This is a genomic window from Sphingomonas sp. CFBP8993, assembly GCF_034044895.1.
Taxonomy (GTDB): Bacteria; Pseudomonadota; Alphaproteobacteria; order Sphingomonadales; family Sphingomonadaceae; genus Sphingomonas.
Map to the genome: position 1 here is coordinate 1 of NZ_JAXCWU010000003.1, position 15,459 is coordinate 15,459.

Annotated in this window: 11 protein-coding genes; 8 read left to right on the forward strand and 3 right to left on the reverse strand. The window is 66.7% G+C overall.

The features are described 5' to 3' along the window. The first annotated feature begins 39 nt into the window (after positions 1 to 39). The 4 genes from metH (at position 40) to SOM26_RS06205 (ending at position 5,453) form a co-directional block, all read left to right on the forward strand. Positions 40 to 2,640 (forward strand): methionine synthase, encoded by a 2,601-nt coding sequence (metH, locus tag SOM26_RS06190; protein WP_320451869.1) that lies wholly within the window; start codon positions 40 to 42, stop codon positions 2,638 to 2,640. A 210-nt stretch (positions 2,641 to 2,850) separates the two neighbouring features. Further along, positions 2,851 to 4,029 (forward strand): EAL domain-containing protein, encoded by a 1,179-nt coding sequence (locus tag SOM26_RS06195; protein ID WP_320451870.1) that lies wholly within the window; start codon positions 2,851 to 2,853, stop codon positions 4,027 to 4,029. A gap of 156 nt (positions 4,030 to 4,185) precedes the next feature. Next, positions 4,186 to 4,842, forward strand: coding sequence for a guanitoxin biosynthesis heme-dependent pre-guanitoxin N-hydroxylase GntA (gntA, locus tag SOM26_RS06200; RefSeq protein ID WP_320451871.1), 657 nt, complete (start codon positions 4,186 to 4,188; stop codon positions 4,840 to 4,842). Continuing rightward, entirely contained in the window at positions 4,839 to 5,453 is a 615-nt protein-coding gene (locus tag SOM26_RS06205) for a DUF1989 domain-containing protein (protein WP_320451872.1), read from the forward strand. The genes gntA and SOM26_RS06205 overlap by 4 nt, the downstream gene beginning before the upstream one ends. Before the next feature lie 111 nt (positions 5,454 to 5,564). Here the strand turns inward: SOM26_RS06205 and SOM26_RS06210 are convergent, their stop codons facing one another. Continuing rightward, complete coding sequence (locus SOM26_RS06210) at positions 5,565 to 7,259, reverse strand: alkaline phosphatase family protein (RefSeq protein ID WP_320451873.1); 1,695 nt, start codon at positions 7,257 to 7,259, stop codon at positions 5,565 to 5,567. 69 nt (positions 7,260 to 7,328) lie between these two features. Between SOM26_RS06210 and SOM26_RS06215 the strand changes: the two genes are divergently transcribed. The 4 genes from SOM26_RS06215 (at position 7,329) to SOM26_RS06230 (ending at position 12,764) form a co-directional block, all read left to right on the forward strand. Then, a complete protein-coding gene (locus tag SOM26_RS06215; RefSeq protein WP_320451874.1) occupies positions 7,329 to 9,350 on the forward strand; it encodes a protein-disulfide reductase DsbD family protein in 2,022 nt (673 codons plus the stop codon). Between the two features lie 206 nt (positions 9,351 to 9,556). Continuing rightward, positions 9,557 to 11,050, forward strand: coding sequence for a circularly permuted type 2 ATP-grasp protein (locus tag SOM26_RS06220; RefSeq protein WP_320451875.1), 1,494 nt, complete (start codon positions 9,557 to 9,559; stop codon positions 11,048 to 11,050). After that, entirely contained in the window at positions 11,050 to 11,985 is a 936-nt protein-coding gene (locus tag SOM26_RS06225) for an alpha-E domain-containing protein (protein ID WP_320451876.1), read from the forward strand. Before SOM26_RS06220 ends, SOM26_RS06225 begins: the two co-directional genes overlap by 1 nt. Then, positions 11,985 to 12,764 carry a transglutaminase family protein gene (locus tag SOM26_RS06230; protein WP_320451877.1) on the forward strand — a complete coding sequence of 260 codons (780 nt, stop codon included), beginning with the start codon at positions 11,985 to 11,987 and terminating at the stop codon, positions 12,762 to 12,764. Before SOM26_RS06225 ends, SOM26_RS06230 begins: the two co-directional genes overlap by 1 nt. A gap of 345 nt (positions 12,765 to 13,109) precedes the next feature. On the opposite strand, the gene SOM26_RS06235 is transcribed toward SOM26_RS06230, so the two are convergent. Beyond that, positions 13,110 to 13,892 (reverse strand): arginyltransferase, encoded by a 783-nt coding sequence (locus SOM26_RS06235; RefSeq protein WP_320451878.1) that lies wholly within the window; start codon positions 13,890 to 13,892, stop codon positions 13,110 to 13,112. 128 nt (positions 13,893 to 14,020) lie between these two features. After that, positions 14,021 to 15,286 carry a threonine ammonia-lyase gene (locus SOM26_RS06240; protein WP_320451879.1) on the reverse strand — a complete coding sequence of 422 codons (1,266 nt, stop codon included), beginning with the start codon at positions 15,284 to 15,286 and terminating at the stop codon, positions 14,021 to 14,023. Between the last annotated feature and the right edge of the window lie 173 nt (positions 15,287 to 15,459).

The window sequence follows — 15,459 nt, forward strand, 5'->3', positions numbered from 1 at the left end:
ACCCCCTCCCCGCGAGCGGGGAGGATTTGAGAAGACATCATGACCCAGACCGCCTCCTCCACCAATTTCGTCAATGTCGGCGAGCGGACCAACGTCACCGGCTCGGCGGCGTTCAAGAAGCTGATCCTAGCCGGCGACTATGCCCGCGCGGTGGAGGTGGCGCGCAGCCAGGTCGAGAATGGCGCGCAGGTGGTCGACGTCAACATGGACGAAGGGCTGCTCGACGCCGAATTCGCCATGACCACCTTCCTCAAGCTGATCGCCGCCGAGCCCGATATCGCGCGTGTGCCGATCATGATCGACAGTTCCAAATGGAGCGTGATCGAGGCGGGGCTGAAATGCGTGTCGGGCAAGCCGATCGTCAATTCGATCAGCATGAAGGAAGGCGAGGAATCCTTCCTCCATTACGCCCGCCGCTGCATGGCGTATGGCGCGGCGGTGGTCGTCATGGCGTTCGACGAGGTCGGGCAGGCCGACACCAAGGACCGCAAGGTCGAGATTTGCGCCCGCGCCTATGACCTGCTGATGGGCATCGGCTTCCCGCCCGAGGATATCATCTTCGACCCCAATGTCTTCGCGGTCGCGACCGGCATCGAAGAGCATAACAATTACGGCGTCGACTTCATCGAGGCCTGTCGCGAGATCAAGGCGCGTTGCCCCCACGTCCATATCTCGGGCGGCCTGTCGAACCTGTCGTTCAGCTTCCGCGGCAACGAGCCGGTGCGCCGCGCGATGCACTCGGTGTTCCTGTACCACGCCATTCCGGCGGGCATGGACATGGCGATCGTCAATGCGGGCCAGCTCGACGTGTACGACACGATCGACCCCGAACTGCGCCAGGCGTGCGAGGATGTGGTGCTCAACCGTGACCCGGACGCGGGCGAGCGGCTGGTGGCGCTGGCCGAGCGTTATCGCGGCACCGATGCGGTCGCCGAGAAGCAGGCCGCCGAGTGGCGCAGCCTGCCCGTGACCAAGCGGCTGGAATATGCGCTGGTCAAGGGCATCGACGCGCATGTCGTCGACGATACCGAGGAATGCCGCCAGCAATTCGCGCGGCCGATCGAGGTGATCGAAGGGCCGCTGATGGACGGCATGAACGTCGTCGGCGACCTGTTCGGATCGGGCAAGATGTTCCTGCCCCAAGTGGTGAAGTCCGCCCGCGTCATGAAGAAGGCGGTCGCGCACCTGCTGCCCTTCATCGAGGCGGCCAAGGAACCGGGCGCCAAGGGCAAGGGCAAGATCGTACTCGCGACCGTGAAGGGCGATGTCCACGATATCGGCAAGAACATCGTCGGCGTCGTGCTCCAGTGCAACGGCTTCGACGTGGTCGATCTGGGCGTGATGGTCCCCTGGTCGAAGATCATCGCGGCGGCGAACGAGAATGACGCCGACATGATCGGTCTGTCGGGCCTGATCACCCCCAGCCTCGACGAGATGGTGACGGTGGGCGAGGAGATGCAGCGGGCGGGCATGACCATGCCGCTGCTGATCGGTGGCGCGACGACGTCCAAGGTCCACACCGCGCTGCGTATCGCACCCGCTTATACGGGACCGGTGGTGCACGTCCTCGACGCAAGCCGCGCGGTCGGCGTCGCGACGACGCTCGTGTCCGATACCCAGCGCGACCCGTATGTCGCGCAGGTCGCCGCCGATTACGAAGCCGTCCGCAAGGCCCGCGAGGGCAAGGGTGCCAATGCGCTCCTGCCGCTGGAGGACGCGCGCGCGCGTGGCTTCGTCGCGGACATGGCGCTGAAGGCCGGTGACCCCCGCCAGCCGGGTGTCCATGTCTATCAGGACTGGGACCTGTCCGACCTGCGCGACTACATTGACTGGACGCCCTTCTTCCGCGCCTGGGAACTGGCAGGCAATTTCCCCGCCATCCTGACCGACGAAGTGGTCGGCGAGAGCGCCAGCGGGCTCTATGCCGATGCGCAAGCCATGCTCGACACGATCATCGCCGAAAAGTGGCTGACCGCGCGCGGCGTCGCCGCGCTCTGGCCGTGCCGCCGCGATGGCGACGACGTGATCCTGACGGCTGGGGCCGAGGAAACCCGCATCCCCTTCCTCCGCCAGCAGATCGCCAAGCGCGAAGGCCGCGCCAATATGTGCCTGGCCGATTTCATCGACCCTGCGGGCGACTGGATCGGTGGCTTCGCGGTCGGCATCCACGGCATCGACGCGCATATCGAACGGTTCCGTGCAGGCCATGACGATTATAACGACATCCTGCTGAAGGCGCTGGCCGACCGTCTGGCTGAGGCCTTTGCCGAGCGGCTGCACGCGCATGTCCGCACCGACCTGTGGGGCTATGCGGCGGGCGAGCAGCTGACCAACGAGGCGCTGATCCGCGAGCAATATCGCGGCATCCGCCCCGCGCCCGGCTACCCGGCCTGCCCCGAGCACAGCATCAAGCGCACCCTGTTCGACCTGCTGGGCGCCGAGGACGCGGTCGGGCTGGAACTGACTGAGAGCTTTGCGATGCTGCCGACGGCAGCGGTCAGCGGCTTTTACTTCGGTCACGGACAGGCCGAGTATTTCGGCGTCGCGCGAATCGGCGAGGATCAGGTGGTCGATTATGCCGCCCGGCGGGGCGTCGACATGGCGCAGGCTACGCGTTGGCTACGGCCCAATCTCGATTAACCATCCGGCCTATATCGGGCAAGATGTTGATCCGGATATAGAATGGCGTTTCGCAAACGATATTGGGAATCAGTCTTAAAAAGAGGGTTAACGGTTCTGCCCTATCTTTCTGGGCCGTTTGAACAATGGTAATTCCGACGCCATCAGATGGGATGCGTTCACTGGGGCGTTGGAGCTTGGTGTTCTGCCTATTGAGGAGGGCAGTTCAAATTGCCGGAGGGGTATCACGACGTCGAGATTAGCAATCTCGCGTTGATCGATGCATGCTGGGGCGCATCCGTCGCCGATCAGGTGGTCGACCATATTCAGATGCGGCTGCATCATGCCGGGCTGCGCGTTACGCAAGGGGCCGGGCGGGGCCGCTTTCGGCTCGTCTGCAACATGCGCAGGCCGGGTGTCGTCGATCATCAGAGCCTGGCGGAACTGCCCTATCGCTTGTCCGCCGAGCCGATTTCGATCGAGATCGCCGCCAACCAACAGGCCGCGGCGGTGCATGCCGTGGTTTCGTGGGAAGGCGACAATCTGCCGCGCTATCGCGCGCCGCGCGACATCCAGATCGATCATCAGGAACGCTGGTTCGCGATCTACAAGAGCGATATGCAAATCGTCGCCTATCTCTTCCGCTGTATGCGCGAGGGGCGGCTGACACCGCATTGGCAGGCGGTCTGCGACTATCGTCAGCCGGAACAGGTCCTTTATCACGAGGGGCTGATGCGGTTCAGCGACGCGAGCGAGGCGCTGGCGCCCGACGTCGTGTTTCCGGCGCTGGAGCGAACCGGCCTCGCATCGACGTTCGACTGGCTGATGGTGGCGCATGTCATCAGTGAACTGGAATTTGATCCGAAGGCGACGCTGGGCGTGAATATCTCGGCGACCTCCGCGCATCTCCATGGCTGGTGGGGGAGTGTGCTGGACGATCTTACACGGCGCCCGGCGATCGCCGGGCGGCTGGTCGTGGAGATCACCGAGACCGAGCCGCTGACCCATATCGACGACACCGCAGCATTTGCGCGACGCCTGCGGGCCTGCGGCGCGGCGTTGGCACTCGACGACTTCGGATCGGGCTATACGTCGATCCGGAACCTCATGCAGTTGATGCCGGCCTTTGTGAAAACGGACGGTTCGTTCGTGAACAAGGTAAGCAGCGAGCACCTGCCCTGCTATGCGCTGCCGCACCTCATCGGCCTGATCAAGGCGTTGGGGGGCACCGTGATTGTCGAGGGGGTGGAGACCCCCGGCATGGCGGACCTGGCCTATGTCAGCGGCGGGGTTTGGCAGCAGGGTTATTACCATGGGCGTCCGGGCCTGGTGCGCAGGGGTACCAGTTGTGCGTTGCCCCGCGCGCACTTCCACGAAAAAGAAGAACCTATCCGAAAATGGATGAATTAATCTCCATCAGCTAATCTCTAAATATTGTACAAGTTATTGGTGAATATCGGCTTTTCAGGAACAGGGGATGCGGCCGCCGCGTTGGGGCGTCCCATGTTAGAAACTGCCAGCAGATTATTTCCTGCCCACGATCCCAGTGAGCCGGAATCCGCCGCGATGCTTCGCGATCATATTGCCGAGGCCGATTTTCCTTGTGTCGGTGCCAAGGCCGCTATGGCGCGCGGGACGCTCGAAATCCTGGGCGCGCGTAACATCGCCAGCGCCTGGGACGACCTGCGCATCCATGACTCGCTGCGCCGCTTCGCCCAGCGTTACCGGGCCGAGCCGCAACTCTTTCGCAGTCTGGCGGTCGTATTCGGCGGGCCGGACACGCTGGACGAATCCGCGTTCGAACGTGCCGTCTGGGCGCGTATCCAGTCGCTGTCCGACAAGGATGTGTGGCTGGGGCAGGATTGGGACAGCCGGGTCAGCATGGACCCGGACGATCCGCATTTTTCGCTGTCCTTTGGCGGCGAGGCGTTCTTCGTCGTCGGGCTCCATCCCAATGCCAGCCGACCCGCGCGCCGCTTTCCGCGCCCGGCGATGATCTTCAACCTGCACGACCAGTTCGAGATCCTGCGCGCGCAGGGCAAGTATGAGACGATGCGCGAGAAGATCCTGACCCGCGACGAAGCCCTGGCCGGTTCGCGCAACCCGATGCTGGCCCGCCATGGCGAGATGAGCGAAGCCCGGCAGTATAGCGGTCGGGTGGTCGAGGATGGCTGGCGCTGTCCCTTCCATTATGCGGGCGCGGGCAGCGAGGCCAAGCCATGAGCGGGGAAACGATCGAGATCCCGCCCCGCAGCGGCGATGCGTTCCGCATGGCCAAGGGCGACAGCCTGACCGTGATCGACCCGCGCGGGCGGCAGGTGGCCGATCTGCTGGCATTCAACGCCGATGATCCGGACGAGGTGATATCTTCGGGCCGCACGCTAGATTATGCCGAGACGATCCGGCTGACCAAGGGGCACAAGCTCTATTCCAACCGCTCGCGGGTGATGCTGGATATCGTCGAGGATACGGTCGGGATGCACGACTTCCTGCTGACGCCCTGTTCGGTCGACACGTTCGACCATTTCTATCCCGATTTGCCGCGCCACCGGGGGTGCTTCGGCAACCTCGCGGCGGCGCTGGAGCCTTATGGGGTGACGCCGGACCGAATTCCGGTGGCGTTCAACTGCTTCATGAATGTGCCGGTCGACGCAAAGACCGGCAAGCTGGAGGTACTGCCGCCGCTCAGCGGGCCGGGGGACCATATCCGCTTCGTGGCGCGGATGGACCTGGTGATCGGGCTGACCGCCTGTTCCGCGCCCGCGTCCAATGGGGGCAGCTTCAAGCCGATCGAGTATCGGGTGGAGCGACCCTCGGACATTCCTCCCCTGTAAGGGGAGGTGGCAGCCCGAAGGGCTGACGGAGGGGTGTCATGGCCAGCGGTGACACCCCTCCACCACGGCTTCGCCGCGGTCCCCCTCCCCTTACAGGGGAGGAACAACAGTTTACCGCTTACACGTATCCGCCGCACCCGGATCGAGATCCAGGCAGCGCCCGTCGACACCCGGCATCGGCAGCCCGATTGTCGCGGCCAGCGTCGGCGCGATATCGACCGTTTCCACCGATAGCGGCTGTTCGAACCCGGCCATGCCCTTGCGCCAGAACAGGATCGGCACGCGGCGGTCATAGTCCCAGGGCGAGCCATGCGTCTCGACATAGCCCGGAGCAGGCTCTTCGATCGTCGTCACCCGCGGCTTGAGCAGGATCAGCAGGTCGCCCGAGCGCGTCGGGTCATAGGAGGAGCGCGCCTTTTCCTTCAGCGTCCAGGTTTCCGGCGGCGTGGTGGGCCAAGGCGTGGCGGCGATTTCGTCGCGGGTCAGCGCGGCGGCGACCTGGGGCAGCGCCTCGTAGCGGCGCTTGGCCTCGGCCAGCACCTTCGCGCGGGTGGCGGCGGGAAGGGCGCTGTTGATATAGATGTCGCCCTCGGCGCTCATCATGATCGGCGGATCGTTGGGCAGGCCCATGGCCTTGGCGATCGCGGCCGACATCGCCTTGGTCTTGGCCTCGGGCGCGATATGGCTTTCCATCGGCATGGCGCGGATCTGCTGGCGCTCGGTCATGTCGTGCGCGCCGTGGTCGGCGGTCAGCATGACCTCGTAATCGACACCCGTGGCGTCCAGCACATCGAAGAACCCGGCCAGCGAGCGGTCGAGCTCGGCCATCTGGATGCACATCTCGGCGCCCTGGGTGCCCAGCGCATGGCCGATATAGTCGGTCGCTGACAGCCCGACCGACAGGATATCGGTGTGCGGCCCCTGGCCCAGCTTCATGTCCTGGACGAAGCCCGCCGCCATCGCCAGCACCGCCGCATCGGACGCCGGAGAGACGCGGAACGCCTTCAGGTCGCCCGCCGCACGCTGGAACCTGCCGGTGCCCAGCGTCTGGCCGCCGACGGTGATCGGCCGGTCGAGCGACTTGCAGAAGCCGGGCAGCGGCATCGGCTCCTGCGGCCGGGCGATCAGGTCGGCCACCGCCTTGCGGGTGCGCTCCACGACCGGCGGCACGGGTCGTCCGGCATAGGAGACATAGGTCTTGCCATCCCACCACCAGAGTTCATCGACCTTGTGGCCGCCCATCATCACGGCGGCGCGGTCCTTGCCCGCGACCGAGACGGTGCGGACGCGGGGATCGGCATTCTTCATCCGTTCACCCAGCGTCGGCACCTTAAGATGCTTGTCCGACACGGTGTAGCTGTTGTGATCCATGCCCGCGACGCTTTCGTCCTCCGAGCAATAGACGATCTTGTCCGCGCGCTTCACCGACTGGTCGACCCAGTTGTTGGCGATGATGCCGGTATGGGCGGGGCGATAACCGGTCAGGATGGTCGAGTGGCCGGGACACGTCTCGGTCGCGGCATGGCTCTGATAGCCGGAGGGAAAGACCGCACCGGTCAGCAGGCGCGCCATGCCGCCGGTGAAGTGGTTGCGATATTGCTGGAACAGGTCGGCCGAGAACTGGTCGACCGAGATCGCCACGATCAGCTTGGGCGGCGTCGTGGGGAAGGGGGGCTGCGGCGTCCCCGGCAGGGTGGTGACGGGCGCTGGCGCGCTGCCGGGGGCGGGGCTTGCGGTCTGGGCATGGGCGGCGGGCGCGGTGAGGAGGGCGGCGGAGGCCAGGAGCGCGGCAGTCAGGGAGTTCATGGGCAACCTTGATGCAAAGCGGGGACAGGGGCGCTATGGAACGGCAAAGCGGTTTAGGGCAAGGTGTCGATGCGCGGTTGGTTTTACATCCTGATGACGGCGCTGTTCATGCTGGTGGCGACATGCCCCGGCATGGCGGAGAGCGCACCCGCGCCTGGCGCGATCCATCTGGCCATGCGCCTGGTGGCGGAGAGCGAGAGCCCGGCGGCGGGCGGCAAGACGACGCTGGCCATCGTCGCGACGCCGGAGAAGGGCTGGCACGGATATTGGAAGAATGGCGGCGATGCGGGCCTGCCGACCGAGGCGCACTGGACGCTGCCCAAGGGGGTGAGCGCGGGCGCGCTTCGCTATCCCGTGCCGGGGCGGCTGAAGATCGCCGGGCTGATGAACTATGTCTATGAGCGGCCTTTCGCGCTGCTCGTCGATCTGGCCGTGCCCGCTGGCCTAGCCAAGGGCACGCCGCTGCCCGTCACGGTCAAGCTCGACTATCTGGTCTGTACCGACACGATCTGCGTGCCGGAGAGCCAGACGCTGGCGACGAAGCTGACGGTCGGCGACGGCGCGGTCGACCCCGCCACCCGAACCGAGTTCGACCGCTGGCGTGCGGCGCTTCCCAAGCCGCTGGGCGGCGAAGGCGTGATCGAGACGCAGGGCAAGAACGTGCGCATCGCCGTGCCGCTGCCCGCCTCGGTCGCGGTCGAGGACGCCTATTTCTTCCCGGATCGCAGTGGCATCATCGACCATGCGGCGGCGCAAGCGATGACCCGCAAGGGCGACCAGCTGATCCTGACCATGCCCGTCGCCGCCGTGGCGACGCCCGGTCCCGTATCGGGCGTGTTGTCGATCGGCGCGGGGCAGGGGCTGGCCTTTGCCGCCAAGCCCGGTGCGATTGCGGGCGCTGGCGGCGGGGCGGATACCGGCTTTGGCGCGGTGGCTTTGGCATTCCTGGGTGCGGTGCTGGGCGGGTTGCTGCTCAACATCATGCCCTGCGTCTTCCCGATCCTGAGCCTGAAGGCGCTGAGCCTGGCCAAGGGCGGCGGTGACGAACGGCACGCGCGGACCGAGGCGCTGGCCTATACGGCGGGCGTGGTGCTGGTGTGCGTCGGTCTGGGCGTCGTGCTGCTGGCGCTTCGGGCGGGCGGCCAGAGCGCGGGCTGGGCGTTCCAGCTCCAGGACCCGCGCGTGATCGGTGTGCTGTTGCTGCTGGTCGCGGGGATCGCCTTCAATCTGGCGGGACTGTTCGAGCTGCCGACGCCGGCCTTTGCGGGCCGCTCGGGCGCGATGGGGTCGTTTGCGACCGGTGCGCTGGCGGCGTTCGTCGCTACACCCTGTTCGGGGCCGTTCATGGCCGGAGCGCTTGGCGCGGCGCTGGTGCTGCCCGCCGCCGCTGCGCTGGCGGTGTTCGCGGGGCTGGGCATCGGCATCGCCCTGCCGTTCATCGCCATCGGCTTCGTCCCGGCATTGCGGCGGCGACTGCCCAAGCCGGGTATGTGGATGGTGCGGCTGCGCCATATCCTGTCGGTGCCGATGTTCCTGACCGCGCTCGCGCTGGCATGGATCCTGGGACAGGAGGCGGGGGTGACCGGCATGACGCTGGGGCTGGCGGCGGCGCTGATCGCCTCGCTGGGCTTCTGGTGGACCGGCCTTCGCCAGCATGGCGGCAAGGGGCGCGCGGGCTGGCCCGCCATCGTCGCGCTGGTGCTGGCGGTCGCGATCGTCGTCACGGTCAAGCCCGCCGCCGCCGTCGCCAAGGCCACCGCCGACACCGCGTTCACCGAGGCCAAGCTTGACGACCTGCGCAGGCAGAACCGCCCGGTCTTCGCCTATTTCACCGCCGACTGGTGCCTGAGCTGCAAGGTGAACGAGGCCGCCGCCATCGAGCGCAACTCGGTCCGCGATGCGTTCCAGCGCAACAAGGTGGCGGTGCTGGTCGGAGACTGGACCGACGGCGATCCGGTATTGGGACGCTTTATCGAGCGGCATAACCGGGCGGGCGTGCCGCTCTACCTCTATTATGCGCCCGGCGCGAAGGAACCGCAGGTCCTGCCGCAGGTGCTGACCCCGTCGATGCTGGAGAGACTGGGGGCGTAAAATCCTCCCCGGCACGGGGAGGGGGACCAGCCGCAGGCTGGTGGAGGGGGCTCTCCACGAAACGAGTTGCTGGCGGCGATCCCCCTCCACCACCGCTTCGCGGCGGTTCCCCTCCCCGTGCCGGGGAGGAACAATATCTTCCCTTGCACGCCCCAATCATGCGGTGCAGCATGGAACCTAGACATATCGGGGAGCGTAACGACCGGATGGGGACTATCGCCGCGTTCGACGAAATCATGGGGGCCGTTGGCAAGGACACGCCACGGCCCGAACTTTCTGCCTTGCAGCGATGGCTTGATAACACCCCCGATGGCGAACTGCGCCGCCGTCAGCAGGCTGCGGAGGCGACCTTCCGCCAGTTGGGTATCACCTTTGCCGTCTATGGCGAGAGCGACGCGGCGGAGCGGATCATCCCCTTCGACATCGTGCCGCGCGTGTTCCTGCCCGACGAATGGGCGCGCCTGTCCGAGGGGCTGGTGCAGCGGGTCGAGGCGATCAACGCCTTTCTCGACGACATTTATGGCGAGCGGAAGATCCTGCGCGACGGCATCCTGCCGCCCGACCTGATCTTCGGCAATCCGCAGTTCCGACCCGAAATCGCCGGGATGCGGCCGCCGCACGGCGTCTGGGCGCATATCTGCGGCATCGACCTGGTGCGCACCGGGCCGGACGATTTCTTCGTGCTGGAGGACAATGCTCGCACGCCCTCTGGCGTCAGCTACATGCTGGAGAATCGCGAGGCGATGCTGCGCCTGTGTCCCGAACTGTTTCGCCAGTTCCGGGTGGCGGCGGTCGACAGCTATCCGGACCGCCTGCTCGCCACGATGAAGTCGGTCGCACCGCACGGCGTGGCCGAGCCGACCTGCGTCGTGCTGACGCCCGGCCATTTCAATTCCGCCTATTACGAACACAGCTTCCTGGCCGATTCGATGGGGATCGAACTGGTCGAGGCGGCCGATCTGGTGGTCGACGACGATATCGTCTGGATGCGCACCATCGCTGGGCGGGTGAAGGTCGATGTCATCTATCGCCGGGTCGATGACGATTTCCTCGATCCGCTGGTCTTCCGCCCCGATTCGATGCTGGGCGTGCCCGGCCTGATCGCGGCCTATGCCGCCGGGAACGTCGCCATCCTCAATGCGCCGGGCAACGGCATCGCCGACGACAAGGCGATCTATAGCTATATGCCCGATATCGTCCGTTATTATTCGGGCGGCGAGCCCAAGCTGAAGAATGTCGAGACCTGGCGGTGCCGCGAACCGGAGGCGTTGTCCTACGTCCTCGATCACCTCGACGAGCTGGTGGTCAAGCTGGTCGACGGATCGGGCGGATACGGGATGCTGGTCGGCCCGACCGCGAGCAAGGCGGAGATCGAGCAGTTCCGCGCCGTGCTCCTCGCCGAGCCGCATCGCTACATCGCGCAGCCGACGCTGGCGCTGTCGACCGTGCCGACTTTGGTCGAACGCGGCGTCGCCCCGCGCCATGTCGATTTCCGCCCCTTCGTCCTGACCGGGCGTAACGGCGTCGAGGTCACGCCCGGCGGGCTGACCCGCGTCGCGCTTCGCGAAGGGTCGCTGGTCGTCAATTCCAGCCAGGGCGGCGGCACCAAGGACAGCTTCGTCCTGATGGCGCCCGAACCCGATCGCTGGGTGCAGGTGCAGGGCCAGCAGTCGCAGATCCAGACGCAGGGAGTGCACTGATGCTCTCGCGGACCGCATCCTCGCTCTACTGGCTGGGGCGTTATTTCGAACGGGCCGACTTCATCGCCCGCCTGGTCGAGGCGACCGTCCGGCTCGACGTGCTGTCGCCGCGCTCGGCGGGGCTGGCCGCCTGGGGCTCGGCGCTGGCCGTCACCGATACCGCCAGCGCCTTTGCCGAGGGCGGGCGTGAGTTGCGGCGGCGCGAGGTCGCGCGCTTCCTGACGGTCGAGGGTTGCCACCCCGGCTCGATCGTCCGCTGCGTCGACATGGCGCGGACCAACGCCCGCGCGGTGCGCACCGCGCTGACCCGCGAGGCGTGGAGCGCGATCAACCGCGCCTGGCTGAATTTCGAGGCCAAGCCCGCCGCCGATGATCCCACCGCCGTTCTCGGCCTGGTCGAGGCGGTGAAGAACGAGACACGCGGGTTCGAGGGTGCGGTGCACCGGATGCTGCGCAACCAGACGACGTGGTTCATCCGGCTGGGCCAGGCGGTCGAGCGCGCGGACAACACCGCGCGGCTGCTCGACGTGAAATACCACATCCTGCTGCCAGCGGGCGAGCGGATCGGCGGCGTCGTCGATCGCGACCAGTGGACGACGATCCTCCAGACCGTCTCCGCCGTCACCGCCTATCGCTGGCTCTATTCGGACGGGCTGAAGCCCGCCAACGTCATCGACCTGCTGATCGCGCGCGCCGAATTGCCGCGAAGCCTGGCGGCATCGGTCGAGGAAACGGTGGACGTGCTGGGGCAGCTTGCCCGGCGAACGGGGCAGCATGGGGAGGCGGATCGCATGGCAAGGTTGCGGGCAAACCGGATGACGAAGACTCGCTCGGGCGACGTCATCGCGGGCGGGCTTCACCAGTATCTCGAGGCCTTTATCCAGGAGAATGCCCTGCTGCACGCCGCGATCGGCCGTCAGTTCAAGTTCGCCTGATGCGCATCGCGATCGAGCACCAGATCGTCCATCGTCCGCGCGCCGGACGGCCGACGACGGTCCAGATGCTGCGTCTGACGCCGGAGAATTTCGACGATCAGACGGTGGCGCATTGGCAGATCGACGTCGACTGCGACGCCCGTTTTCGGCGGGGGCATGACGGGTTCGGCAATGCCGTCACCATGTTGTACATCGAAGGCGCGCCCGAGGTGGTGACGATCACCGCGACGGGCGAGGTGTTGACCAGCGACGCGCACGGGCTGATCCACGGCGCGACCGAGACGCTGCCGCCCGCGCTGTTCCTGAGGGCGACGCCGGTCACCCCCGGCGACGATGCGATCTCGGCCTTTGCGGCCCAGGCGGCGGACGGCACGGAGGGGCCGCTGGCGGCGCTGCACGCGATGAACTTGGCGCTGCATCGGCGCTTCGCGATCGACCGCGATGCGGCCCCCACCGGCATCGACGCGGGCCGGGCATTCGCGCTGGAGCGGGTGACGCCGTGCGACCTTGCGCATATCTTCTGCGTCGGCGCTCGGTCGCTGGGCATTCCCGCCCGCTACGTCTCGGGCTTCGCTGCCCGAAACGGCGACGCGCGGGGGCAGGCGCATTGCTGGGCCGAAGCGCATGTCGAGGGGCTGGGGTGGATCGGTTTCGATCCGTGCACCGGCCTCAGCCCGCAGGACACCCATGTGCGGATCGCGGTCGCGCTCGACGCGACCGGGGCGGCGTCGCTAGCGGGCGAGCCCTGGGGACAGGCGGCGGGTAACGGTGTGTCGTGATGTTCCCTCTCCTGTCATGGGAGGGGCATCACATTGACGCCCGGAGAGGCCAGCACTCCTCGGTAGCATTTGAAATTCATCGTCATCGCTTTCTTCCCTCGCCCCTCTCTGAGGGGAGAGGGTTGCGCAGACTTAGGCTTTGCGTAGCAAAGTCTTAGTCGGAGCTGGGTGAGGGGTGGGCGCTCGTTTTAACGAGCGCGCGAGCCGCAGGCTCGCTCGACCCTTCACCCAAGCTGCGCTAGCCAGACAAGCTGGCAAGCTCCGCTAACCCTCTCCCCTTTCCAGGGGCGAGGGCAAGAAGGAGGCGAAGGAAGTCAATCTGTCGTAAGGCAGAAATGGCCAGCCCTACACCAACGCCTCGACCGGCGGCGGGGCGGTGGGGGCGGACTGTTCGTCGGCCATCAGCACCCAGCCACGCGGGCCGAGCGCCTCCAGCGGCTGATACCGCGTCTTGTACGTCATGCGCGGCGACCCCTTCACCCAATAGCCGAGATAGACATAGGGCAGGTCGCCTGCGCGGGCGCGCAGGATGTGGTCCATGATGATGAAGTTGCCCAGGCCCTGGCGGTTTGGGTCCTGGGTCTCGAAAAAGCTGTAGATCATCGACAGCCCGTCGCCCTGGCGATCGGTCAGGCAGCATCCGACCAGCCGACCGCGCTCGCCGTTGGGGCCCGTCGGCTCGCGATATTCGACCAGCACCGACTGGACCGGCGACAGCTCGACCATGTCGGCATAGTCGTTTTCATCCATCGCGGTCATGCCGCCGCCGGGATGCCGTTTGCCCAGATAGCGGCGCAGCAGGTCGAACTGTTCGGCGGTCGCCCAAGGCTGGCAGGCGGTGATCTCCAGGTCGGCGTGGCGGCGCAGCAGCTTGCGCTGGGTGGCGTTGGGGCGAAAGCCGCCCGCCACGACACGTACCGAGATGCACGCGCTGCACCCCGCGCAGGAGGGGCGATAGGCCACCCCCTGGCTGCGGCGAAAGCCGATCCGGCTCAGCGCCTCGTTCAACTCACCGGTATGGTCGCCGGTCAGCTCGGTGAACACCTTGCGCTCGTCACGCCCCGGCAGATAGGGGCAGGGCGCAGGGCTGGTGACGAAGAAGCGCGGGAAACGAAAAGGCGCGGTCACCGCCGGGCAGTTCCTTAAACTGGGTTGTTATCCGCATCATAGCGGCTTTCCGATGCGAAGCGACCGGCCCGTCCGGAACGATGGCGCGGCATCGTTCGGAAACGGGACGTCGGTCGGCCGATCGGGCGTCAGGCCAGCTCGACCTGGCTCGTCTCATAGCCCGCGGCGCGCAGCGCCTCGATCAGCCGGTGCAGGTGCAGCGCATCGCGCGTCTCGCACTCGATATCGGTGATCAGGCCCTTGGCGGGCAGGGTGGTGAAGACGCGCTGGTGATAGACTTCGATGATGTTCACCCGTTCGCGGTCGAAGATCCGCGCGACGTTGAACAAAGCGCCCGGCTGGTCCTGCAACCGGATGCGCAGGCGCGCGAGGCGGCCCGAGCGGGCCAGGTCGCGCAGCAGGACGTTGGCGAGCAGGCGGGTGTCGATATTGCCGCCGCACAGCACGACGCCGACCGTCTTGCCCCGGAACCACTCGGGGTGCGAGGTCAGCGCGGCGAGCCCGGCGGCACCGGCCCCCTCGACCACCGTCTTTTCGATCTGGAGCAGGGCGCTGACCGCTTCCTCCAGATGGCGTTCGTCGACCAGCACGATCTCGCGCACCAGCTGCGCCACCATCTGCGACGTCAGGCCGCCCGGCACCTTGACCGCGATGCCTTCGGCCAGCGTATCGCCCGCGCAGGGCAGGTCGGTGCCGTTCAGCTTGTTGTACATGGACGGGAACAGTTCGGCCTGGACGCCGACCACGTCGACCGGGCGCGACATGGCGGCCGCGACGGTCGCCATGCCCGAGATCAGGCCGCCGCCGCCGATCGGCACGATCAGTGTGTCGATGTCGGGCGCGTCCTCCAACATCTCGAGCGCGACGGTGCCCTGGCCTGCGATCACCCGCGCATCGTCGAACGGATGGACGAAGGTATAGCCGCGCTCTGCCTCCAGCACCCGCGCATGGGCATAGGCGGCGTCGAAATTGTCGCCCTCCAGCACCACGGTCGCGCCGTGGCCCTCGGTCTGGACGATCTTAACGATCGGTGTGGTGCGCGGCATCACGATCGTCGCGGGGATGCCCAGCCGGTTGGCGTGATAGGCCAGCCCCTGCGCATGGTTGCCCGCCGAGGCGGCGATCACGCCCTTCGACCGTGCCTCGTCCGACAACTGGAGCAGCGTGTTGAGCGCACCGCGCTCCTTATAGGCCGCCGTGAACTGGAGATTTTCGAATTTGAGATAGACGGTCGCCCCGGTCAGCTTCGACAGTGTGCGGCTGATCAGGGTGGGTGTGCGGATGATCCGGTCCGCGATGCGCGCATGGGCGGCGCGGACATCGTCGATGGTGACGATGGGCGTGACGGGCGGGTGGAGTTCCGAAGCGGCCCCTGGGGCGGTACGACTAGCCATGGATCAGGCCGTAGCCGATCGCGAGCGAGAGGTGAACCGTCTCGGGCGGGGAAGTTGGGGTTTGGGGGGGCAGCGGGGGCATGGCCCGTGGCTGTCCCTCCCCCATCCCCTCCCGCCTGCGGGAGGGGCGTGCCCGGGAGCGAGCTACGCCCTCCTTCTTCCTCCCCTCCCGC